Below are 22,499 nucleotides of genomic sequence, written 5' to 3'. Positions count from 1 at the left end.
CATCCATGCCGGACGCGTTGCGCCAGCGTGTGTCAGGTGGAGTTGTGCGCGGATTTTACGCCGGCGTGCCCGGGAACGCCGCGGACGGCAGCGGGGCCTTGGGCTTCGGCGGCGGCAGGTCCACCACCACCCGCACCAGCCCGGCCTCGCCGGACGTTTCGCGATGGAAGCCCAGCGACTGCGCCAGCGCCTGCATCGGCAGATTGCTCTCCAGCACGTCGCCGTACACGCGCTGCACCTTGCGGCCCTTGGCCCAGCGCACCAGCCTGCGCATCAGGTGGCGGCCCAGGCCCATGCCGTTGACGTAGTGGCTGACCAGGATGGCGAATTCCGCGTCCTTGCCGTTGGCGTCGATGCAGATGCGTGCCACCGCGCCCACCAGCGCCTCGCCCGGCGGCAGCGGTTCGGCCGCGACCAGCGCGAAATCGCGGCGCGGGTCCGGGCGGGTGAGCTGTTCGGCCTGCCGGGTGCTCAATTCCTTCATCGGGTGCAGGAACCGTTGGCGGATTTCATCCGGTTCCAGCAGGGTGAACGCGGCCTGCATCGGCCCGGCGTCTTCCGGCCGGATCGGGCGAATCAGCAGTTCACGCCCATTGCTCAGGCGGACATGTTCGTGCCACGGGGGCATGCGGTTGCGGGCGGCCATGTCGGCATCATCGCGTGGACGGCATTAAAAAAATGAACGGTGGGTGTCCGTTCGGCGTATTCAGGCGGTGGGAGTGTGGCGGCGGCCACGCAGGCGCGACAGGGCCGAAAGTCCTGCCACCAGGAGCGCGCCCGCCAGGATTCCGAACGTGCCGTTGCACAGGGCCTGCCACAGCCATTCCGGGCGGCCCAGCGGCAGTGCGGTGATGGCATGGTGCAGCGGCGGGATGCCGTGCACGAGGATGCCTCCGCCCACCAGGAACATCGCGGCGGTGCCGGCCACCGACAGGACGCGCATCAGCTTCGGTGCAAAGGCGAGGATGCCGCGGCCCAGCGCGGCGCGGATGCGGCCCGCGCCGTCGCGCGCCAGGTGCAGGCCGATGTCGTCCAGCTTGACGATGCCGCCCACCAGCCCGTACACGCCGATGGTCATCAGCAGCGCGATCGCCACCAGCACGCCGAACTGGGTGGGCAACGGCTGCGTGGCCACGGTCCCCAGCGAGATCACGATGATTTCCGCCGACAGCACGAAATCGGTGCGGATCGCGCCCTTGATCTTGTCCTGTTCGAAACTGGCCATGTCCACCTGCGGGTCGCGCACGGCGTCCACCAGGGCGTCATGATGCTGGAGGTCTTCGGCAGGCTTGTGCAGGAACTTGTGCGCCAGTTTTTCCGCACCCTCGAAGCACAGATAGCCGCCGCCCAGCATCAGCAGCGGCAGGATCAGCGGCACGCCGTGGCCGCGTGCCTGCAGCCACGTTTCCAGCGCGGCGATCGCCAGCGCCGCCGGCACCAGGATGGCCTTGTTGACCAGCGAGCCCTTGAAGACCGCCCAGACCACCGGCAGTTCGCGTTCGGCGCGGATGCCGCTGACCTGTTCGGCATTCAGGGCCAGATCATCGCCCAGTACCCCGGCGGTCTTGCCGCTGGCGACCTTGGTCATGGACGCGATGTCGTCCAGCAGCGAAGCGATGTCGTCGAACAGGGCGAAGAAGCTGGAAGGCATGGGGAATGGCGATGCGGAAACCGTGCGGATTCTCGCATGGATGGCGGTTCAGCCCGGCGCGCGCAGCCACTCCACCCGCGCGCCGGCGCCGGGCTCGCCCAGCGCGCGGCGCAGGGCGTCGAGGGCGGGGCGCATCGCGGCGTCGAACTGCCACGGTGCATTGAGCACCAGCATGCCGCTGCCGTTCATCCGCAGCGGTGAATCGTCCGGACGCACCAGCAGCTCCAGCAGCAGCGCCGACTTCGCCGGCAGCCTGGCGGCGGCGCGCCGGAACGGGTGCAGTGCGCGGCCCTGCTTGATCGGGTACCACAGCGCGAACATGCCCTGTGGCCAGCGAGCCAGGCCCTCCCGCAAGGCCGCCAGCGCGGTGTCGAATTCGGCCAGTTGCGCTTCATAGGGCGGGTCGATCAACACCAATCCACGGGCGAATTTGGTGGCACCGTGCTTCGGTGGCAGCAGCGCCTTGAGCGCGGCGTAGCCGTCGCGTTCGTGCACGGCGATGCGCGGGTCGCCGGCGCAGTGCCCGCGCAGCACGTGCGCCTCCTCGGGGTGCAGCTCGCAGGCGGCGATGCGGTCGGTGTCGCGCAGCGGCTGCGCCAACAGCCAGGGCGAGCCGGGGTAAGCGTGCGTGCCGTGGGTGTCACGGCAGGCACGCACGGCGGCCAGATAGCGCTGGATGGCCGGCTCGCGCGGGGCCTCCGCCTGCAGCCTGGCGATGCCGTCGGCCGCCTCGCCGGTGGCCTGCGCGGCCTCGCCGTCGAGCTTGTACAGGCCGCGGCCGGCGTGGGTGTCCAGCGCGAAGCAGGGCGACGGCTTGGCTGTCAGCGCCTCGCACAGGGCCAGCAACACGACGTGCTTGAGGACGTCGGCATGGTTGCCGGCATGGAAGGCGTGGCGATAGTTCATGCGCGCATTGTCGCACCCACTTCACGCTGGCCACGCAAACCCGGTGGCCGCCTCGGCTAGGATGCCGTGCATGCCCACCACCATCCTGCTGGCCGAAGACGACGCCGCCATCGCCGAGACCGTGCTGTACGCGCTGCGCGCCGAGGGGTTCGCTGCCGAGCACGTGCTGCTGGGCGGGCAAGTGCTGCCGCGGCTGGCGCGCGGTGGCATCGACCTGGTCATCCTCGATGTCGGCCTGCCCGACGTCAGCGGCTTCGAGGTCTGTCGCCGGTTGCGCGAACATCACACGTTGCCGGTGATCTTCCTGACCGCGCGCAGCGACGAGATCGACCGCGTGCTGGGCCTGGAGCTGGGCGCGGACGACTACATGGCCAAGCCGTTCTCCCCGCGCGAGCTGGTGGCGCGGGTGCGCGCGCGCCTGCGCCGGCACGACGGCGGCCAGTCGCAACGGCGCGGCCGTTTCGAGGTGGATGCCGATGCCCACCGCATCCGCTACGCCGGCCACGCGCTGGACCTGACCCGCTACGAGCACGCGCTGCTGGCCGAGCTGCTGCGCCGGCCCGGCGCCATCCTCAGCCGCGCGCAGCTGCTGGACCGGGTGTGGGCGGACGCGCTGGAGTCCGGCGAGCGCACCGTCGACACCCACGTGAAGACGCTGCGCGCCAAGCTGCGCCAGCTGGACCCCGCGCGCGACCCGATCCGCACCCACCGCGGGCTGGGCTATTCCGTGGACGTGGACTGACGCCCGGTGAAGATCGCCCTGCGCGTACTGCTGGGGTACTTCCTGATCGTGGCGCTGGCGGCGCTGCTGCTGGGCAACGTGTTCGTGCAGCAGGTCAAGCCCGGCGTGCGGCAGGCGATGGAGGACACCCTGGCCGACACCGCCAACGTGCTGGCGGAACTGGCCACCGACGACCTGCTGGCCGGCCGCATCGCGGACGGCCCCTTCGCCCGGCGGGTGCAGGCGATGGCCCGCCGCGACCTGGACGCGCGGATCTGGGGGCAGGCCAAGCGCCACGCCAGCTACCGCGTCACCGTCACTGACGCGCGCGGCATCGTGGTGTTCGATTCGGCCGGGCGCGACGTCGGACGCGACAACTCGCGCTGGAACGACGTCTATCGCACCCTGCGCGGCCAGTACGGCGCGCGCTCCACCCGCGACGACCCGGACGACGAGGCCAGCACGGTGATGTACGTCGCCGCGCCGATCTTCGCGGCGGACGGGACGATTGCCGGCGTGCTCACGGTGTCGAAACCGAACCGCAGCATCCAGCCCTTCATCGAGCGCAGCCAGCGCACCATCCTGCACTGGGGCTGGGTGCTGCTGGGTAGCGCGCTATTGGTGGGCGGGCTGGCCGCGTGGTGGCTGTCGCGCCAGCTGGCCGCGCTGCGCCGCTATGCCGATGCGGTGGCGCGCGGCGAGCGCGCGCAGCTGCCGGACGCCGCCGGCGAGTTCGCCGACCTCGGTCGCGCGCTGGAGAGCATGCGCCGGCAGCTGGAGGGCAAGCAGTACGTGGAGCAGTACGTGCACGCGCTCACCCACGAACTGAAAAGCCCGCTGGCGGCGATCCGCGGCGCCGCCGAACTGCTGGAAGGGCCGCTGCCCGACCCTGACCGCGCCCGCTTCGTCGCCAGCATCGGCGCGCAGAGCCGGCGCATGGCCGGCTTGGTGGACCGCATGCTGGCGCTGGCCGCGCTGGAACACCGCGAGGCGCTCGACGCGCCGGCGCCGGTGGACCTGGCCGCGCTGGCGCGCACGGTATTGGAGGACGCCGCAGCCCGTGCACAGGCGCGTGGGGTGACGCTGCACCTGCACGTGGCCCCTAGTCTGCCGCCACTGGCGGGCGATGCGTTGCTGCTGCGCCAGCTGCTGGCCAACCTGATCGACAACGCCATCGATTTTTCGCCCGCCGGCGGCGTGGTGGAGGTGCGTTTGCAGGTGCAGCCCGATGGCCTGCGCATCGAGGTGGGCGATCGCGGTCCCGGCATCCCCGACTTCGCGTTGGCGCGGGTGTTCGAGCGCTTCTACGCACTGCCGCGCCCGGATGGCGGTGCGCGCAGCAGCGGACTGGGCCTGAACTTCGCTGCCGAAATCGCCAAGCTGCACGGCGGCCGCGTGGCCTTGGGCAACCGCGAGGGCGGCGGCGCGGTGGCCAGCGTCGAGCTGCCGGCCGGGTAGGCGCGCTTCACGCCCGCTTCATCGTCGCGCCATCGTGGCCTCGACCCGGCGCGCCACGCTGTCGTCCATCTTCCGATGGAGCAAGGCGATGCGGTTGGCATTCAAGGCAGCGATGGTGGTGGTGCTCACGCTGGTGATCCTGATTCCGTTGCAGATGGTGCGCGGCACCATCCAGGAGCGCCAGCAATTCCGCGAAACGGCGGTGCGCGACATCGGTGCGAACTACGGTGGCCGCCAGTGGCTGGCCGGGCCGGTGCTGGTGGTGCCCTACGACGAGCGCAGCGAGACCACCGTCACCGCCGAGGACGGCACCCTGCGGCGCAGCGTGCGCCAGCGTTCGGGGCAGTGGACGTTCTTCCCGGCCACCCTGGCGATGTCCGGCGTGCTCAAGCCGGACGTGCGCCGCCGCGGCCTGCACGCGGTGCGCGTGTATGCATGGGATGGCGATGCCGAGGCCCGTTTCGACGTGGCCATTCCGGCGGATGCCGATGGCGTGCAGCGCCGCATCGGCCAGCCCTGGCTGAGCGTGGGCATTGCCGATGTCGGCGGCTTGCAGGGAACGCCGACGTTGTTCGCCAACGGTGCCGCGCTGACGGTGGAGCAGGGGCTGGGGCATGCCGATGGCCCCGGCGTGCACGCCCGCCTGCCGGCACCGGCGGCCGGGGCGCGCCTGCACCTGGATGTGCGCGCGGCTCTGGTGCTGCGCGGCACCGAGCGTTTCGCCATGCTGCCACTGGGGGATGCCAACGACCTGCGCCTGCGTTCCAGCTGGCCCAGCCCCAAGTTCGAGGGGCGGTCGCCGCAGCAGGACATCGACGCGCAGGGCTTCCGCGCCCGTTGGCAGCTGGCGGCGGTGGCCAGCAACGCCCAGCGCCGCTACCTGCAACAGCCCGACCTGGCGGTGTTGGCGCAGCCCGCCATCGCCGCCGGCGGCGACCCGCGCGAGGCGGCGGCGACCGACGCTGCGGTCAGCGTGGCGCTGATCGACCCGGTGAACCCCTACCTGCAGGCCGACCGCGCCAGCAAGTACGGGCTGCTGTTCGTGCTGCTGACCTTCATCGGCTTCTTCATGTTCGAACTGATCAAGCAGGTGCGCGTGCATCCCATCCAGTACCTGCTGGTGGGCATGGCCATCGCGATCTTCTTCCTGCTGCTGCTGAGTCTCTCCGAGCACGTCGCGTTCGGGCTGTCCTATCTGGCGGCAGCGGCGGCCTGCATCGGCCTGATCGGCTTCTATCTGGCCGCGGTGCTGCGCAGCCGGGCGCGCGGGGCGGGGTTCGCGGCGATGCTGGGAACCTTGTATGCGCTGCTCTACGGCCTGCTGCTGTCGGAGGACAACGCGCTGGTGCTGGGTTCGGCGCTGCTGTTCACGATCCTCGCCGCGATCATGGTGGGCACCCGCAAGCTCGACTGGTACCAGCTTTCGGCGCGGCCGCCGGCATGACCGATGGCCCACGCGGGGCGCAGGACGGGCTGGCTACACTCGCGGCTTTGCCGCAGGCGGGGAATGACGATGAAACGCATGATGTGGGCGGTTGCCCTGCTGGCGGCCGGCGTGGCCGGTGCGCACGGTGCATCGGCGCAGGAAGCGGTGGACCTGGACATGACTGCCAGGATCCGCCAGGAAGCCTTCCAGCGCTCGCAGGTGGTGGCCACGCTGGATCATCTCACCGACGTCATCGGCCCGCGCCTGACCCTGTCGCCGGCGATGCTGGAAGCCAATCGCTGGACGCGCGCGAAGTTCACCGAATGGGGCCTGGCCAACGTCCACGACGAGGCGGTGGACAACCTGGGGCGTGGCTGGCAGTTCACCGATGCCAGCGTGGACATGCTCAGCCCCCGTGCGATGCCGCTGCACGCGTTGCCGAAGGCGTGGACGCCGGGGACCTCCGGCCCGGTCGAGGGCGAGGCGATCTTCGTCAAGCTGGAGTCGAAGGACGACCTGGCCAAATGGAAGGGCCGGTTGCGCGGCAAGATCGTCTTCACCGACGAGCTGCGCACCTACAAGCCCAACGAGAAGTCCGACTTCCAGCGCTATGCCGCGGCCGACCTGGACGAGCTGCTGGCCTATCCGCTGCCGAAGGCGCGTGACGTGGATCCGGCGATGCTGGCGCGTTTCCGTGCCCGCATGGAGCTGGCGCCGCAGCTCAACCAGTTCCTGATCGATGAAGGGGTGGTGGCCACGGTGTCCATCAGCAGCTGGAACGACGGCATCGTGCGCGTCATGGGCGGCGGCTCGCGCAAGGCCGGCGAGTCGGTGGGCGTGCCGGCGCTGGTGATGATGGCCGAGCACTACAACACGGTGATGCGCGCGCTGGAGCGCAAGGAGCCGGTGAAGCTGCGCCTGAACGTGGATGCCAGGTTCCTCGGCGAGACCAACCAGCCCGGTTACAACACCATCGCCGAGATCCCGGGCAGCGGCCCGCAAAAGGACGAAGTGGTGATGCTGGGCGCGCACATGGACTCCTGGCATGCCGGCTCCGGTGCCAGCGACAACGGTGCCGGGGTGGCGGTGATGATGGAGGCGATGCGTATCCTCAAGGCGGTGGGCGCGCGCCCCAACCGCACCATCCGGGTGGCGCTGTGGACCGGCGAGGAGCAGGGGTTGCTGGGTTCGCAGGATTACGTCAGCCGCCACATCGGCCGCTTCGAAGAGCCCAAGGACCCGGAAGAAAAGGCGATGCCGGCGTTCTTCCGCCAGCACAAGGGCAAGCTGCTGCGCGGCCAGGACTGGGGCAAGGTCTCGGCCTACTTCAACCTCGACAACGGCAGCGGCAGGATCCGCGGCATCTACGCGCAGGAAAACCTCGCCGTCGCGCCGATCTTCGCGGAATGGCTGAAGCCGTGGCGTGACGTCGGTGCCACCATCGTCACCCAGCGCAACACCGGCAGCACCGACCACGTCAGCTTCGACGCGGTGGGCGTGCCCGGCTTCCAGTTCGTGCAGGACCAGTTGGATTACTTCAGCCACGTCCACCACACCGACCTGGACGTGCAGGACCATGCGGTGCCGGACGACCTGAAGCAGGCGTCGGCGATCGTCGCTTCCTTCGTCTACAACACCGCGCAGCGTCCGGCCCGGCTGCCGCGCAAGCAGGTGGTCGAAAACTGAAGCCACTTCCTGCATGCGTGGTGACGCGAACGCCGGCAGCGATGCCGGCGTTTCGCGTTCAGGCCGCCTCGATGCGCAGCTGGATGCCCAGCCCCAGCATGTCCTCGGGCTCGCCTTCCAGGTCGGCGCGGAGCAGTGGGCGGGCCTGCAGCCAGCGCTTGTCCAGCCGCAGCGCCAGCTTTTCGCCTTCGGCGCGCAGGCGCAGCCCCGGCATCGCCTCGTCCTTGCGCGAGCGGTGCAGCAGCACCGCCAGCCGCAGCAGCGCGGCCATGTGGCGGGCATTGGCCAGCAACCGGTCCGGGATCATGTCGAACGCCGATTTCGGCACGCTGCGGCGGTGCACGCGCACCAGCGCGGCGACGAACCGCTGCCCCTGCTGCGAGAAGCCGGCGATGTCGGAATGTTGCAGCACGTAGGCGCCGTGGTTGTGGTAGCCGCTGTGGGCGATGGCCAGCCCGATTTCGTGCAGGCGCGCCGCGCGCGCCAGCATGTCGCGATCGTCGTCGCCCAGTGCCCAGGGCGTGGCGACCTGGTCGAACAGCTCCAGCGCGCAGTCTTCCACCCGTTGCGCCTGCGCGATGTCCAGGCCGTAGCGCTGCATCAGCGCCGCCACCGACACGTCACGCGGGTCGTCGATGCCGCCACGGCCCAGCAGGTCGTGCAGCACGCCTTCGCGCAGCGCGGCCTTGCTCACTTGCAGGCGTTCCAGCCCCAGCACGGTGAAGGCCGCCTCCAGCACCAGCACGCCGCCGGCGATGATGGGCCGGCGGTCGTCGGACAGGCCGGGCAGGGCGATGGCGTCGATCCGGCTGGATTGCAGCACGCGCTCGCGCACCTCCTGCAAGGCCGGCAGCGTGATCGCGCCCTTGGTCAGCTTGAGCGCGGCGCAGATGTTGCCGATCGCCTTGTGGGTGCCGGAGGTGCCGATCGCCTCGTCCCAGCCGAGCGAGCGATAGGTGCTGGCGAACTGCTGGAACTCCGCGCTGACTTCGTGCAGCGCGGCATTCCAGCGCTTGCGGCCCAGCTTGCCGTTGGCGAAGAAGCGGCGGGTGCTGGCGATGCAGCCCACTTGCAGGCTCTCGCGCTCCAGCGGCGCGAACCCCTGGCCGATGATGCATTCGGTGGAGCCGCCGCCGATGTCGAGCACCAGCCGCCGCTGGTCGTCGCGCGGGGGTTGTTCATGGGCGACGCCCAGATAGACCAGGCGCGCTTCCTCGCGCCCGGAAATCACGTCGATGGCATGCCCCAGCGCGGCTTCGGCAGGGCGCAGGAAGCTCTCGGCATCGCGCAGCTGGCGCACGGTATTGGTGGCCACCGCGCGCACGTGCTGCGGCGGGATGTCGGCGATGCGCTGGCCGAACCGGGCCAGGCAAGCCAGTGCGCGTTCGCGCACCTCCGGCGACAGCCCGCCCAGCGCGTTCAGGCCTTCGGCCATGCGCACGGTCTCGCGCAGGCGATCGACCACCCGCAGCTGGCCCAGCACGCGCTGCGCCACCACGATGTGAAAGCTGTTGGATCCCAGGTCCAGCGCCGCCAGCAGGTCGCCGTCGCGCAGCGGTACCGCAGGTCGCAGCGGTGACGGGCTCATGCGGCGGTTTCGGGGTGACGGGGCATGCCGGCATTATCGCCCAGGCGGCCGCCGCGGCCGAAGCGGCGGCATCCGCCGTCATGCATAAAGCTTGTCCAGCAGCGCCAGCTGCGCCGAGAACGCCGCTTCGCCATCGGCCGGCGTGCAGCGCTGGTAATGGCCATCGGCATGCAGTTCCCAGGCGTTCTGGTTGTCGGCCAGGTAATTCATCAATCCCTCGCGATGGACACGATGGGCGATGGCGGGGTCGAGGATGGGGAACGCGGTTTCCACCCGCCGCAGCAGGTTGCGCTCCAGCCAGTCGGCCGACGAGCAGAACAGTTCCGGCGTGCCGTCGTTGGCAAACCACCAGATGCGGTGGTGTTCGAGGAAGCGGCCCACCACCGAGCGCACGCGGATGCGCTCGGAGACCCCGGGCAGGCCCGGGCGCAGCCCGCAGGCGCCGCGCACGACCAGGTCGATGTCCACCCCGGCCCGCGAGGCTTCGTACAGCGCACGCACCACCTGCGGCTCGTTCAGCGCGTTCATCTTGGCCACGATGCGCGCCGGCTTGCCGGCCTGGGCGTGCGCCGCCTCGCGGGCGATCCGGTCCAGCACGCCCTGGTGCAGGGTGAACGGTGACTGCAGCAGGCGCGCCAGCGTCAGCGGCGCGGCCAGCCCGGACAGTTGCTGGAAGATCAGGTGCACGTCGTTGCCGATCGCCGGGTCGGCGGTCATCAGGCTGAAGTCGGTGTAGGCGCGCGCGGTGCCGCTGTGGTAGTTGCCGGTGCCCAGGTGCACGTAGCGGCGCAGCAGCGGGCCCTCGCGGCGCACCACCAGCAGCATCTTGGCGTGGGTCTTGTAGCCCACCACCCCGTACACCACCTGCACGCCGGCATCCTGCAGGCGGTCGGCCAGGCGCAGGTTGGCTTCTTCGTCGAAGCGCGCGCGCAGCTCCACCACCACGGTCACGTCCTTGCCGTTGCGCGCGGCCTGGATCAGGTGTTCGACGATCGGCGACTCCGGCCCGGTGCGGTACAGGGTCTGCTTGATCGCCAGCACGTCCGGGTCCTCGGCGGCCTGGCGGATCAGTTCCAGCACCGGGGTGAAGGCGTCGAAGGGGTGGTGCAGCAGCACGTCACCCTGCCGGATCAGGTCGAACATCGCGTCCATGTCCTGCGGCACGCGCGGCTGGAACGGGCGGAACTTCAGGTCCGGGCGCTTGACCAGGTCGTACACCTGCACCACCCGGTTGAGGTTCACCGGGCCGTTGATCTTGTAGACGGCATTCCCCGGCAGGTCGAAGTTGGCCAGCAGCAAGTCCACCACGTCGCGCGGGCAGTGCTCGTCGATCTCCAGCCGTACCGCGCGCAGGTAGCCACGCCCCAGCAGTTCGTCGCGCAGCGCCAGCGCCAGGTTGTCGACATCGTCTTCGTCGACGATCAATTCCGAATTGCGGGTGACGCGGAACTGGTGCGCGCCCTTGACGTGCATGCCCGGGAACAGCTCGTCCACGAATGCCGACAACACCGAGCTGAGGAACACGAAGTCGTGGAAGGCGTCGCCATCGCCGTCGGCATCGGGCAGGCGGATGATGCGCGGCAGCGAGCGCGGCGCGCGCACGATGGCCAGGTGGCCCTCGCGGCCGAACGCATCGCGCCCTTCCAGCAGCACCACCACGTTCAGCGACTTGTTGAGGATCTTGGGGAACGGATGCGCCGGGTCCAGGCCCAACGGCGACAGCACCGGCATGATTTCGTTGACGAAATACTCGCGCAGCCAGGCGCGCTGCTCGGACGTCCATTGCTCGCGTTGCAGCAGGCGGATGCCCTCGTCGGCCAGGGCCGGCCGCAATTCCTCGTAGAAGCAGCGGTATTGCGCCGACACCAGCTCGGCGGCGCGGTCGTGGATGCGTCCCAGCAGGAGCGACGGGTCCATCCCGTCCACCCCGTGCGGAAGGTTCAGTTCCACCGCGTGGCGCACCGCGCCGGCGCGGATTTCGAAGAACTCGTCGAGGTTGGTGCAGGAAATGCACAGGTAGCGCAACCGTTCCAGCAGCGGCACCGAGGGGTCCTGCGCCTGCGCCAGCACGCGGAAATTGAAATCCAGTTGCGACAGCTCGCGATTGGCGTGCAGCGACGGGTCGCGGAGGGAGATCGGGTGCGGGTCTGCGCTCATGCCGGTGAGGCTACCAAAGATGGGCTGCGTGCAAGCACGCGGGAGGCGTCGAAGCGGCAGGAAAACGTGCTGCCGACGCCGACGCTGCTGGTGATGTGCAGTTGCGCGCCGTGCAGGCCCAGCACGTGCTTGACGATGGCCAACCCCAGCCCGGTGCCGCCGGTCTCGCGCGAGCGGCTGGTGGACACGCGGTAGAAGCGCTCGGCCAGCCGCGGCAGGTGCGCGGCGGGGATGCCGGGGCCGCTGTCGCGGACCTGCAAGGTGACGCCGCCATCGGCTTCGCGCAGGAAGCGCACCTCGATGTCGCCGCCATCGGGGGTGTAGCGCACCGCGTTGCTGAGCAGGTTGCCGAACGCGCTGTGCAGGTCGCGGGCGGCCCCCAGCAAGTCCACCCCGGCCGCGTCGATGACGTGGATGCGATGCCGTCCATGGCTCAGCGCCTCGGCATCGCGGCGCAGGCCGGCCAGCAGCGGTGCCATCGGCACGGGTTCATCCTGCGGCGCGGCGCTGGCTTCCAGCCGCGACAGGGTCAGCAGGTCTTCCACCAGTTGTGCCATGCGCTGCGATTGCCGCTGCATTTCCGCCAGCAACGGCGCCCATTCGGGCTTTTCCTCCGGCTCCAGCATTTCCAGGTAGCCGTGGATCACGGTCAGGGGCGTGCGCAGCTCGTGCGAGACGTTGGCCACGAAGTCGCGGCGCATGTCTTCCAGCCGCAGCAGCTTGCTGACATCGCGCGCCAGCAGCAGCCAGAGTTCGTCGGAATAGGGCAGCAGCCGCAGGTCCAGCCGCACCGCCGGATCCACCGGCGACGGGGCGTCGCGCATGGGTTCGGCGTTGCGCCCGCTGGCCAGCCACTGCGCCAGCGGCAATGGCTGCAGGGCGGCGGCCAGCGGGGCAAGGTGGTGGCGCGGGTAGTGCAGCCCCAGCAGCGGCGTTGCGGCCTGGTTGAACCACAGTACGCGCTGGCTGTTGCGTTCGATCACCACCACCGCATCGGGCAGGGCCGCCGCCATCGCGCGATAGGCGCGCAGCATGTCGAGCAGCCGGCGCTTGCGGGCGCGGCGCTCGCTCTGGCCACGGTAGAGCAGGGCATCCAGGACCGACCAGGCGTCGTGGCCACGGGGTTCCGACAGCCGCTGGCGCGCGGCCAGCCGGCGCAGCAGGCCGTGCAGGCGCACGTAGTGCCAGGCCACCACCGCCAACGCGGCCAGTGCCAGTGCCGGCCAGGGTTGGCCCAGCACGATCCCGGCCAGCAATGCTGCGCCCAGCACCAGCGCCAACCGGGACAGGGTGTGGAACCAGAGGTTGCGTGCGGCGCGTGGCATGTCCGGAGTCTAGTGCGATCGCCGCGGAACCGGGAGCCCGGTCAGAGCGCGGTGGAGAACCGGTAGCCGGCACCACGCACGGTCTGCACCATGGCATCCAGCGCGTGCGGCTCCAACTGCTTGCGCAGGCGGCGGATATGCACGTCCACGGTGCGCTCTTCCACGTACACGCTGCCGCCCCAGACATGGTCCAGCAGCTGGGTGCGCGTATAGACGCGATCGGGGTGGGTCATGAAGAAATGCAGCAGGCGGTATTCGGTGGGGCCCAGGGCGATGGGCTGGGCCGTGCCGTCCACCTCGGCGAAGACCCGGTGCGCGCTGCCGTCGATGCGCAGCGCACCCATCTGCACGCTGCCGTCGGCGTCGTCCTCGCGCGAGCGCCGCAACACGGCGCGGATGCGCGCCAACAGCTCGCGTGCGGAGAACGGCTTGACCACGTAGTCGTCGACGCCGGCCTCCAGCCCGCCGACGCGATCGTTTTCCTCGCCGCGCGCGGTCAGCATGATGATCGGGATGTCGCGGGTCAGCGCCTCGCGCCGCCAGCGCCGGGCCAGTTCCAGCCCGCTGCTGCCGGGCAGCATCCAGTCCAGCAGGATCAGGTCCGGCACCCGCTCGGCGATGCGTTCCTGCGCCTGTCGCCCGTCCGCCGCCAGCATCGGCACGAAATCGCCCTTGCGCAACGCAAAGGCCAGCATGTCGCGGATCGCGGGTTCGTCTTCGACGATCAGGATGTGCTTGTGCATGGTGTCCGTGAGCATGCGCCCGGGTTGGGCATGCGGCAAATTACACGGCGTTTCGATGACGGTTTCGTGACGGCTCAGCCGCCGTGCAGTGCCGGTGCCCACTGGCCGTTGACGTCATCGTCGCGCACCCCCTGCCGGCGCAATTCCAGCACCGTGGGGGTGATGGCGGCGATGCGCGCGTCGATGCGGGCGCGGGCGTAGTAATCGAGGTCGGTGCGCTTCTTCAGGTTGTTGAGCTGTACCAGCGCCTGTTCGGGGCGGCCGGACAAATAGGCCGCTTCCGCCCACGCCTCGCCGGCGCGCGCCGGGTCGCCGGCGATCTCGCAGGCACGGGCGTAGGCCTGCTGGAACGGCAGGTCGTTGCCGGCCGCGTTGCCCAGCAGCGGGCGCAGCACCGCCACCGCACGCTGGCCGGCGGCGGGGGTGTTGCGTTCACCCAGCAGGTTGGCGTAGGCCAATGCCAGGGCGCGATGGCCGGGCATGCGCGCCAGCAGGGTTTCGAAGCGGCGGTCGGCATCCGCGGTCTTGCCGATGTGTGCTTCGGCCTGGCCCATCGCCACCTGCACCCACAGGTTGGCGGGGTGCGATTGCGCCAGCGGCGTCAGTTCCTGCAGCGCCGCGGCGTCCTGCCCGGCCAATTGCAGGGCCACGGCCAGCCCGTAGCGCCGGGCATCGTCCAGCGGTTGCTTGGCCCGCATCTGCTGGTACTCGCGCACCGCCTGCGCCGGGGTGGCCGCGCTGAGCACGCGCAGGCGCTCGCGGGCCCAGGGGAAATCACCGTCGGTGCGCCGCGTCACGCGGCCGTGGGGGGCGCTGGCCAATTGCAGGCCGGGTGGCAGCAGGGGGTTGTTGGTCGATGCCAGCGCGGGCAGGCTGGCCATGCCGGCTTCCAGCTTGACGGCGCGTTCGCGTGCCTCGCTGATGCGGGCCAGCGTCAGCGGGTGGGTTTGCAGGTAGCCGGGCACGGCGGCACGCTCGTCGCCCTGGTTCATCCGCACCACGCCTTGCAGGGTCTGGAAGAAATCCGCCATCGCTTCGGGGTCGTAGCCGGCATTGGCCAGCAGGCGGATGCCGATGCGGTCGGCCTCGGCCTCGTTGTCGCGGGTGTAGTCGATCTGGCGTTGCTGCATCAGGCCGAAGCCGGTCATCAGCGCGGCCGAGGTGGCGTCGCCGCTGGAGGTGCCGCCGGCCTTCTGTGCCGCCACGATCGCCCCCAGCGTGGCCAGCAGGATCGGCAGGCTCTCGCGCTGCGCTTTTTCCGCACCGCGCAGCACATGCTGCTGGGTGACGTGGGAAATCTCGTGGGCCAGCACGCCGGCCACCTCGTCCTCGCGGTCCGCTGCCAGCACCAGCCCGGCATTGACGGCGACGTAGCCGCCCAGGGTGGCGAAGGCGTTGATCTGGCGCTCGCGCAGCAGGAAGAAGGTGAACGGCTGCTGCGGCTTGTTGCTGGCGGCGGCCAGGCGCTGGCCGGCGTCGTTCAGCCAGGCGTCCAGCAGCGGGTCATCCAGCACGTAGCCTTCGTGGCGCAGCTGGGCCAGCACCATCGCCCCGTATTCGGCCTGCTTGGCCGGGGACAGGACATTGGCGGCGGACGAACCGATGTCGGGCAGGCTGTGTTCCTGCGCCGCGGCGGCGGCGATGCAGGTGGCCAGGGCGAAGGCGAGCAGGGCAGCGGGCGGGCGAAGGTTCATCCGGGCAGGATGCAGCGTTGCGTGGGAAATGGGGTGAACGGGGCTTGAGCGGCTGGAATAATCCGCAGGCGCCCCCATTTGTGACCATACCCCCCTTTCCCGAGTTCCGGAGTCGCCGTGAGCACTACCTCGCTTCCCCAGGTCACGATCTACAGCACGGCGGTGTGCCCGTACTGCGTGATGGCCAAGAATTTCCTCAAGAGCAAGGGCCGCGAGTGGACGGAAGTCCGCGTCGATACCGACCCGGCGCAGCGCGAAAAGATGGTCGCCCTGACCAAGCGCACCAGCGTGCCGCAGATCTTCGTCGGCGACGTCCATGTCGGTGGTTACGACGACATGATGGCGCTGCATCGCGCTGGCAAGCTGGAGCCGCTGCTTGAAGGCACGCCGGCATGAGCGGCTCCGACGACCGGGTGCAGCAGTTCACCGAATTCCGCCAGCGCATGAACAAGCGCATCCTGGACGAGCCCAACCAGGTGGTGCGGCGCTTCTTCGCGCTGGACACGCAGACCTACCAGCCGGGTGCGCTGGACGTGAAGACCAAGGAGTTGTGCGGGCTGGTGGCGTCGATGGTGCTGCGCTGCGACGATTGCATCAGTTACCACGTCGCCCAGTGCAAGGACGCCGGCGTGACCCGCGCGGAGATGTTCGAGGCGTTCTCGGTGGGGCTGGTGGTGGGTGGCTCCATCGTCATCCCGCACCTGCGCCGCGCCACCGATTTCCTTGACCGGCTGGAGCAGGGGGATGCCGCCGCGCCGGTGGCCCACGACCACGGCTGACGATCGGCGGACATACGCCGGCGCACGCCATCTGCCATAATCGCCGGTTATACCCCCCCCTGTGCCGTCGCGCCCTGTGCGTGGCGGCGCCCTGTCTGGACACTCGAAAATGACAACGATCACGGTCATCCGCGGCGACGGCATCGGCCCGGAAATCATGGACGCCACCCTGCACGTGCTGGATGCGATGCAGTTGGGCCTTTCGTACGAGTACGCGGACGCCGGCATGGTCGCGCTGGAGAAGCATGGCGACCTGCTGCCGGCGGCGACCATGGATTCGATCCGCAAGAACAAGATCGCCCTGAAGTCACCGCTGACCACCCCGGTGGGCGGCGGGTTCTCCTCGATCAACGTCGAGCTGCGCAAGCGCTTCGACCTGTACGCCAATGTCCGCCCGGCCAAGTGCTTCCCGAACACCAAGTCGCGCTTTTCCAGCGGTGTTGATCTGATCACCGTGCGCGAGAATACCGAAGGCGCCTACATCGGCGAAGGCCAGGACGTCTCGGCCGACGGCGAGACCGCGGTGCTGACCCAGAAGGTCACCCGCAAGGGCTCCGAGCGCATCGTCCGCTACGCCTTCGAGCTGGCCCGCAAGACCGGCCGCAAGAAGGTCACCATCGTGCACAAGGCCAACATCCTGAAGTCCACCTCGGGCCTGTTCCTGAAGACCGCACGCGAAGTGGCGCAGCAGTACCCCGACATCGAGTGCAACGAGATGATCGTGGACAACACCTGCATGCAGCTGGTGATGAAGCCGGAACAGTTCGACATCATCTGCACCACCAACCTGTTCGGCGACATCATTTCCGACCTCTGCGCCGGCCTGGTCGGTGGCCTGGGGCTGGCCCCGGGTGCCAACATCGGTTTGGATGTGGCGATTTTCGAAGCCGTGCACGGCTCCGCCCCGGACATCGCCGGCAAGGGCATCGCCAACCCGTGCGCGCTGCTGCTGGGTGCGGCGCAGATGCTGGATCATCTGGCCAAGCCGGAGCAGGCCGCGCGCCTGCGCGACGCCATCATCGCAACGCTGGAAGCCAAGGACTCGCTGACCCCGGACCTGGGCGGCAGCGGCAACACGATGGGGTTTGCGAAGGCGATCGCGTCGCGGTTGTGATCTTGATTTTTCCCTCCCCTGAAGGGGAGGGCTACACCAAGAAAAAAGGCACCGAAAGGTGCCTTTTTTTTGCTCAATTGCGCGATTGCAATTTCGACAGCAGCCGCAGGATTTCCAGGTACAGCCACACCAGTGTCACCAGCAGGCCGAACGCTGCGTACCACTCCATGTGCTTCGGCGCGCCCTGTTCCACGCCCCGTTCGATGAAATCGAAGTCCAGCACCAGGTTCAGCGCGGCCACGATCACCACGCCCACGCTGAAGGCGATGCCCAGCGGGCTGGAGCCGTTGATGAAGCGCATGCCTTCGAAGTGGAACAGGTTCAGGCCCAATTGCGCCAGATACAGCAGGGCGATGCCGCCGGTGGCCGCCACCACGCCCAGCTTGAAGTTCTCGGTGGCCTTGACCAGCCCACTGCGGTAGGCCAGCAGCAGGGCCGCCAGGGTGCCGAAGGTCAGGATCACGGCTTGCGTGGCGATGCCGGGGTAGCGCTGGTTGAACATCGCCGATACCGCACCCAGGAACAGCCCTTCCAGCACCGCGTACACCGGTGCGGTGTACATCGCCCATTCCTTCTTGAAGATGGTGACCAGCGCCAGCACGAAGCCACCGATCGCGCCGCCCCAGACATAGGCCATGACCGTACCGGGGGTGCCGGCGGCCAATGCGGCCGCGAATTGCGACCAGCTGAACAGTGCGCCGGTCAGGGTCAGCACCAGCAGCAGCGCGGTCTTGTTGACGGTGCCGTTGAGGGTCATCGTCCCGGCATTGCCTTGCACCACGGTGCCGCTGCCAAGATCGAGGAAGGTGTTTTCGGAAAGGGCGGGGTTGCCGCTGCGCATGGCGTCGATCCTGTGAAGATCCGGCGGAATGCCGTTCCGGCAGGATAGCCGTTGCCGATGTGGTGCGAAAGGCGGGACTCGAACCCGCACGCCTTGCGGCACTGGAACCTAAATCCAGGGCGTCTGCCAATTCCGCCACTTTCGCATCTGCAAAAAAAAACGCCCGGCGAGTGCCGGGCGTTTCAGTTTGGTGGGCCGTCAAGGATTCGAACCTTGGACCAATTGATTAAGAGTCAACTGCTCTACCAGCTGAGCTAACGGCCCGCAGAAGCGGAATTGTAAAGCGTGATTCGAAGGCGTGCAAGCTTTTTTGCCGGCGAATCTTGGAACAAGGTGGGGTGGCTGAAGGGACTCGAACCCTCGACAACTGGAATCACAATCCAGGACTCTAACCAACTGAGCTACAGCCACCACAGGTTTGGAACTTCTGGAACATCGTTGAAGCGTGTTTCCGTTTGGCGCGCCCGGCAGGAATCGAACCTGCAACCACCGGCTTAGAAGGCCGGTGCTCTATCCGGTTGAGCTACGGGCGCCCGGTCCGGAAAGTGCGCAGGGTGCCGCCGGAATGGTCGGGGTAGAGGGATTCGAACCCCCGACATCCTGCTCCCAAAGCAGGCGCGCTACCAGACTGCGCTATACCCCGCCGATGGAACCGATTCATTCCAGCGGATGCCCGAACCGCTGCGATCCTTGTCTTCCGAGGCGCGCCTGCGCAACGAAAGGCCGCGCATTGTCGGCCCCCGTGCGCGCCATGTCAACGTGTTTGACGGGCGGACACATCGCGGCTGGCGTCGATGCCGGAAATCGGCGAAACTAGTGCGTTCGGCGTGGCGGTTGCTGCGCCTGCCACCTTCCCAGTTCCCGCAACCGGGTTCCCACGAACCCGCCCAGGAGTCATCGCATCATGCAAGTCTCGGTCGAATCCACCGGCAACCTCGAGCGCCGTGTCGTCTTCAGCCTGCCCGCCGGCGACGTCGATGCGCAGGTCGGCAGCCGCCTGCGCGAGATCGCGCAGAGCGTGCGCATCAAGGGCTTCCGTCCGGGCAAGGTGCCGACCAAGGTGGTCGAGCAGCGGTACGGCGGCCAGGTGCGCGCCGAAATCGTCGACGGCCTGCTGCGTCAGGGGCTGGACCAGGCCGTGCGCGAAAACGAACTGCGCGTGGCCGGCCTGCCGCAGGTGTCGCCGGGTGAGGATGCCGCCGAAGGCGAGTTGAAGTACGTGGCTGCGGTCGAGCTGGTGCCGGACTTCGGCGAGCTCGACATGAGCAAGCTGGAAGTGGTGCGGCACACCTCGGAAGTGACCGATGCCGACCTCGAACGCATGATCGAGAACCTCCGCCAGCAGCGTGGGAGCTGGAACAAGGTGATGCGTGCGGCGCAGGCCGGCGATCTGGTCAACCTTGAAATCGTCAGCACCGTCGATGGCGTGCGCACTCCTGCCGAGGGCATGGAGAAGAACGCCACCGTGCTGGGTTCGGCGGCGATCTATCCGGAAGTCGAGGCCGCCATCGTCGGCATGCAGGCGGGCGAGGAGAAGACCCTCGACATCACCCTGCCGGCCGACTGGCACGTGCCGCAATTCGCCGGCAAGACCGTCACATCCACCTTCAAGCTGGCCGACGTCTCCGAGCAGGTACTGCCGGAGGTCGATGCCGCCTTCATCCGCAGCTTCGGCGTCAAGAGCGGCGATGCCGAGCAATTCCGCGCCGACATCCGCAGCAATCTGGAGCGCGAGCTCAAGGGCGCGCTGATGAACCGCCTGCGTCGTGAAGTGGGCGAGCAGTTGGTGGCGGCCTACAAGGACATCGAACTGCCGCCGCGGCTGGTCGAGCAGGAGGCCCGCAACCTGCTGGCCAATGCCAGCGAGGATGCGCGCCGTCGCGGGCAGTCGCTTACCGCGACCCCGGAAGCCTTCCAGGACGCCGCCCGCAAGCGCGTGCTGGTGGCCCTGCTGGTGGGTGAGGTGGCGCGTCGCAACGAACTGCGGCTGGAGCCGGAACGCCTGAACGAAACCATGCGCCTGATCGCGTCCACCTACGAGCAGCCCGAGCAGGTCATTGCGTTGTACCGCAACGACCCCCAATTGTTCCAAGGGCTGCAGAACCGGGTGATGGAAGAGCAGGTGATCGACTGGATCGCCGAGCGCGCCCACCACACCGAGCAGGCCCTGAGCTTCCAGGACGCGATCAGCGCCTGAGCGCCGGCCCACCATCGAACATAGCGAGAACCCATGGACCCGATCAAGAACCTGAACCTGGTGCCGATGGTGGTCGAACAGACCAGCCGCGGCGAGCGCGCGTACGACATCTATTCGCGGTTGCTGAAGGAGCGGGTGATCTTCCTGGTCGGCGGCATCGACGACCACGTGGCGAACGTGGTCGTCGCGCAGATGCTGTTCCTCGAGGCGGAAAATCCCGAAAAGGACATCAGCCTGTACATCAACTCGCCGGGTGGCATCGTTACCGCGGGCATGGCGATCTACGACACCATGCAGTACATCAAGCCGGACGTGAGCACGATCTGCGTCGGCCAGGCCTGCTCGATGGGCGCGGTGCTGCTGGCGGCGGGTGCCGCCGGCAAGCGCTACGCGCTGCCGAATTCGCGGGTGATGATCCACCAGCCGCTGGGCGGTGCCCAGGGCCAGGCCACCGACATCGATATCCAGGCGCGCGAGATCCTGGCGATGCGCGAGCGCCTGAACGAGATCCTGGCCCGCCACACCGGCCAGGCCATCGACGTGATCGCCCGCGACACCGAGCGCGACAACTTCAAGGGCGCCGAGGCCGCCCGCGACTACGGGTTGGTCGATGAGGTGCTTGTCCGTCGCCCGGACGATTCCATCCAGGCGGCTTGAGTCCGGCCCGCGCCGGCCGATACCGGTCTTGCGCGGCCTGTCACACGGCACACGGGCCTCCCGGCATTGCCCGGCGGGGAGGCTATGGTATTCTCGGGCCAATGCCGCAGCAGTGCGGCGAGCGAGTGGCGAATGAGCGAAGATCGACCGGGACGCAACATCGGCGACAGCAGCAAGATCCTGTATTGCTCTTTCTGCGGGAAGAGCCAGCACGAGGTGCGCAAGCTGATCGCCGGCCCCAGCGTGTTCATTTGCGATGAATGCGTCGAACTGTGCAACGACATCATCCGCGAGGAGCTGGAGGAGAAGGCGCATTCCACGCGCAGCTCGCTGCCCAAGCCGCGCGAGATCCTGGAAGTGCTCGATCAATACGTGATCGGCCAGCAGCGGGCGAAGAAGACGCTCGCCGTGGCGGTGTACAACCACTACAAGCGCATCGAGAGCCGGCAGAAGTCGGACGAGGTGGAGCTGGCCAAGTCCAACATCCTGTTGGTGGGGCCCACCGGTTCGGGCAAGACGCTGCTGGCGGAAACGCTGGCGCGCATGCTCAACGTGCCTTTCACCATGGCCGATGCCACCACGTTGACCGAAGCCGGCTATGTCGGCGAGGACGTGGAGAACATCATCCAGAAGCTGCTGCAGAAATGCGACTACGACGTCGAAAAAGCGCAGCAGGGCATCGTCTACATCGACGAGATCGACAAGATCAGCCGCAAGTCGGAGAACCCGTCGATCACCCGTGATGTGTCCGGCGAGGGCGTGCAGCAGGCGTTGTTGAAGCTGATCGAAGGCACCATGGCCAGCGTGCCGCCGCAGGGCGGGCGCAAGCATCCGCAGCAGGAATTCCTGCAAGTCGACACCCGCAACATCCTGTTCATCGTTGGCGGCGCGTTCGCCGGCCTCGACAAGGTGATCCAGCAGCGCTCCACCGAAGCCGGCGGGATTGGTTTTGGTGCCAAGGTGAAGAGTGCCGAGCGCAAGGCCGACATCGGCCAGGTGCTGGCGCAGGTGGAGCCGGAAGACCTGATCAAGTACGGCCTGATCCCCGAGTTCGTCGGCCGCCTGCCGGTGGTGGCGACGCTGGAGGAGTTGGACGAACCCGCGTTGATCAAGATCCTGACCGAGCCGAAGAACGCCATCACCAAGCAGTTCAAGAAGCTGTTCGAGATGGAAGGCGTGGAGCTGGAAATCCGCCCCGACGCACTGTCGGCGATCGCCAGGAAGGCGCTCAAGCGCAAGACCGGCGCCCGCGGCCTGCGCACCATCGTCGAGTCGGTGCTGCTGGACACCATGTACGAACTGCCGTCGCTGGAGAACGTCAGCAAGGTGGTGGTGGATGAGTCGGTGATCGAGCACAAGTCCGAGCCGTACCTGATCTACCAGACCGTGCCGGCGCCGGCCAAGGCGGCATCCGCCGACTGAACATGGCCTGTCCATGGTCCCCGCAAGCCGCCTTCGGGCGGCTTTTGCGTTTGCAGTGGCAGTGGCGCGCGGTTTGGCGGGCAATGCGCAAGGACATGCTTGCAACCAGGGCCCGACACCCCCATAAACATCGT

Annotated in this window: 19 protein-coding genes and 5 tRNA genes; 10 read left to right on the top strand and 14 right to left on the bottom strand. The window is 68.4% G+C overall.

Annotation, left to right across the window (positions count from 1 at the left end; all coding sequences use genetic code 11):
* Positions 1–55: 55 nt before the first annotated feature.
* Genes ACE3OK_RS11935 through ACE3OK_RS11925 form a run of 3 tightly spaced genes read right to left on the bottom strand, consistent with a single transcriptional unit; the run spans position 56 to position 2,557 of the window.
* Positions 56–646, bottom strand: a complete 591-nt coding sequence (locus ACE3OK_RS11935) for a GNAT family N-acetyltransferase (RefSeq protein WP_374249759.1) — start codon at positions 644–646, stop codon at positions 56–58.
* Positions 647–706: 60 nt separating this feature from the next.
* Positions 707–1,651, bottom strand: a complete 945-nt coding sequence (locus tag ACE3OK_RS11930) for a DUF808 domain-containing protein (protein ID WP_374249758.1) — start codon at positions 1,649–1,651, stop codon at positions 707–709.
* A gap of 48 nt (positions 1,652–1,699) precedes the next feature.
* Complete coding sequence (locus ACE3OK_RS11925) at positions 1,700–2,557, bottom strand: 23S rRNA (adenine(2030)-N(6))-methyltransferase RlmJ (RefSeq protein ID WP_374249757.1); 858 nt, start codon at positions 2,555–2,557, stop codon at positions 1,700–1,702.
* 61 nt (positions 2,558–2,618) lie between these two features.
* On the opposite strand from ACE3OK_RS11925, the gene creB reads away from it, so the two are divergent.
* The 4 genes from creB (at position 2,619) to ACE3OK_RS11905 (ending at position 7,848) form a co-directional block, all read left to right on the top strand.
* On the top strand, positions 2,619–3,299 hold the full coding sequence (gene creB, locus ACE3OK_RS11920) for a two-component system response regulator CreB (protein WP_374249756.1): 681 nt from the start codon (positions 2,619–2,621) through the stop codon (positions 3,297–3,299).
* A gap of 6 nt (positions 3,300–3,305) precedes the next feature.
* The gene (gene creC, locus ACE3OK_RS11915) at positions 3,306–4,736 is read left to right on the top strand and encodes a two-component system sensor histidine kinase CreC (protein ID WP_374249755.1); all 1,431 of its coding nucleotides are present in this window, start codon (positions 3,306–3,308) and stop codon (positions 4,734–4,736) included.
* Positions 4,737–4,824: 88 nt separating this feature from the next.
* Positions 4,825–6,180: a cell envelope integrity protein CreD gene (gene creD / locus ACE3OK_RS11910; RefSeq protein WP_374249754.1), complete on the top strand. Its 1,356-nt coding sequence runs from the start codon at positions 4,825–4,827 to the stop codon at positions 6,178–6,180.
* A 78-nt stretch (positions 6,181–6,258) separates the two neighbouring features.
* Positions 6,259–7,848, top strand: a complete 1,590-nt coding sequence (locus ACE3OK_RS11905) for a M20/M25/M40 family metallo-hydrolase (RefSeq protein ID WP_374249768.1) — start codon at positions 6,259–6,261, stop codon at positions 7,846–7,848.
* Positions 7,849–7,906: 58 nt separating this feature from the next.
* Here ACE3OK_RS11905 and ACE3OK_RS11900 read toward each other — a convergent pair whose 3' ends face one another.
* From ACE3OK_RS11900 to ACE3OK_RS11880, 5 genes are all read right to left on the bottom strand, one after another.
* Positions 7,907–9,436, bottom strand: coding sequence for an exopolyphosphatase (locus ACE3OK_RS11900; RefSeq protein ID WP_374249753.1), 1,530 nt, complete (start codon positions 9,434–9,436; stop codon positions 7,907–7,909).
* Between the two features lie 78 nt (positions 9,437–9,514).
* Positions 9,515–11,593: a polyphosphate kinase 1 gene (gene ppk1, locus ACE3OK_RS11895; RefSeq protein ID WP_374249752.1), complete on the bottom strand. Its 2,079-nt coding sequence runs from the start codon at positions 11,591–11,593 to the stop codon at positions 9,515–9,517.
* Positions 11,590–12,918 (bottom strand): phosphate regulon sensor histidine kinase PhoR, encoded by a 1,329-nt coding sequence (gene phoR / locus ACE3OK_RS11890; RefSeq protein WP_374249751.1) that lies wholly within the window; start codon positions 12,916–12,918, stop codon positions 11,590–11,592. The genes ppk1 and phoR overlap by 4 nt, the downstream gene beginning before the upstream one ends.
* Before the next feature lie 41 nt (positions 12,919–12,959).
* Positions 12,960–13,661: a phosphate regulon transcriptional regulator PhoB gene (phoB, locus tag ACE3OK_RS11885; protein WP_374249766.1), complete on the bottom strand. Its 702-nt coding sequence runs from the start codon at positions 13,659–13,661 to the stop codon at positions 12,960–12,962.
* A 74-nt stretch (positions 13,662–13,735) separates the two neighbouring features.
* Positions 13,736–15,355 (bottom strand): M48 family metalloprotease, encoded by a 1,620-nt coding sequence (locus ACE3OK_RS11880; protein ID WP_374249750.1) that lies wholly within the window; start codon positions 15,353–15,355, stop codon positions 13,736–13,738.
* Between the two features lie 117 nt (positions 15,356–15,472).
* On the opposite strand from ACE3OK_RS11880, the gene grxC reads away from it, so the two are divergent.
* From grxC to ACE3OK_RS11865, 3 genes are all read left to right on the top strand, one after another.
* The gene (gene grxC, locus ACE3OK_RS11875) at positions 15,473–15,751 is read left to right on the top strand and encodes a glutaredoxin 3 (RefSeq protein ID WP_374249749.1); all 279 of its coding nucleotides are present in this window, start codon (positions 15,473–15,475) and stop codon (positions 15,749–15,751) included.
* A complete protein-coding gene (locus tag ACE3OK_RS11870; protein WP_374249748.1) occupies positions 15,748–16,134 on the top strand; it encodes a carboxymuconolactone decarboxylase family protein in 387 nt (128 codons plus the stop codon). The genes grxC and ACE3OK_RS11870 overlap by 4 nt, the downstream gene beginning before the upstream one ends.
* Before the next feature lie 109 nt (positions 16,135–16,243).
* Positions 16,244–17,248 carry an isocitrate dehydrogenase gene (locus ACE3OK_RS11865; RefSeq protein ID WP_374249747.1) on the top strand — a complete coding sequence of 335 codons (1,005 nt, stop codon included), beginning with the start codon at positions 16,244–16,246 and terminating at the stop codon, positions 17,246–17,248.
* Between the two features lie 73 nt (positions 17,249–17,321).
* Here ACE3OK_RS11865 and ACE3OK_RS11860 read toward each other — a convergent pair whose 3' ends face one another.
* From ACE3OK_RS11860 to ACE3OK_RS11835, 6 genes are all read right to left on the bottom strand, one after another.
* The gene (locus ACE3OK_RS11860; RefSeq protein WP_374249746.1) at positions 17,322–18,089 is read right to left on the bottom strand and encodes a Bax inhibitor-1/YccA family protein; all 768 of its coding nucleotides are present in this window, start codon (positions 18,087–18,089) and stop codon (positions 17,322–17,324) included.
* A gap of 60 nt (positions 18,090–18,149) precedes the next feature.
* Positions 18,150–18,234, bottom strand: a tRNA-Leu gene (locus ACE3OK_RS11855).
* A 43-nt stretch (positions 18,235–18,277) separates the two neighbouring features.
* Positions 18,278–18,353, bottom strand: a tRNA-Lys gene (locus ACE3OK_RS11850).
* A gap of 70 nt (positions 18,354–18,423) precedes the next feature.
* Positions 18,424–18,500 (bottom strand) — tRNA-His (locus tag ACE3OK_RS11845).
* Positions 18,501–18,545: 45 nt separating this feature from the next.
* A tRNA-Arg gene (locus tag ACE3OK_RS11840) sits at positions 18,546–18,622 on the bottom strand.
* 33 nt (positions 18,623–18,655) lie between these two features.
* Positions 18,656–18,732 (bottom strand) — tRNA-Pro (locus ACE3OK_RS11835).
* A 261-nt stretch (positions 18,733–18,993) separates the two neighbouring features.
* Here ACE3OK_RS11835 and tig point away from each other — a divergent pair.
* From tig to clpX, 3 genes are all read left to right on the top strand, one after another.
* Complete coding sequence (gene tig, locus ACE3OK_RS11830) at positions 18,994–20,286, top strand: trigger factor (protein ID WP_374249745.1); 1,293 nt, start codon at positions 18,994–18,996, stop codon at positions 20,284–20,286.
* 33 nt (positions 20,287–20,319) lie between these two features.
* Positions 20,320–20,943, top strand: a complete 624-nt coding sequence (clpP, locus tag ACE3OK_RS11825; RefSeq protein WP_374249744.1) for an ATP-dependent Clp endopeptidase proteolytic subunit ClpP — start codon at positions 20,320–20,322, stop codon at positions 20,941–20,943.
* A 132-nt stretch (positions 20,944–21,075) separates the two neighbouring features.
* Complete coding sequence (gene clpX / locus ACE3OK_RS11820; RefSeq protein WP_374249743.1) at positions 21,076–22,365, top strand: ATP-dependent Clp protease ATP-binding subunit ClpX; 1,290 nt, start codon at positions 21,076–21,078, stop codon at positions 22,363–22,365.
* Positions 22,366–22,499: the final 134 nt, after the last annotated feature.

The organism is Thermomonas sp., from assembly GCF_041905325.1.
Classification (GTDB): domain Bacteria; phylum Pseudomonadota; class Gammaproteobacteria; order Xanthomonadales; family Xanthomonadaceae; genus Thermomonas.
This window is presented reverse-complemented; position numbering and strand designations above follow the sequence as displayed.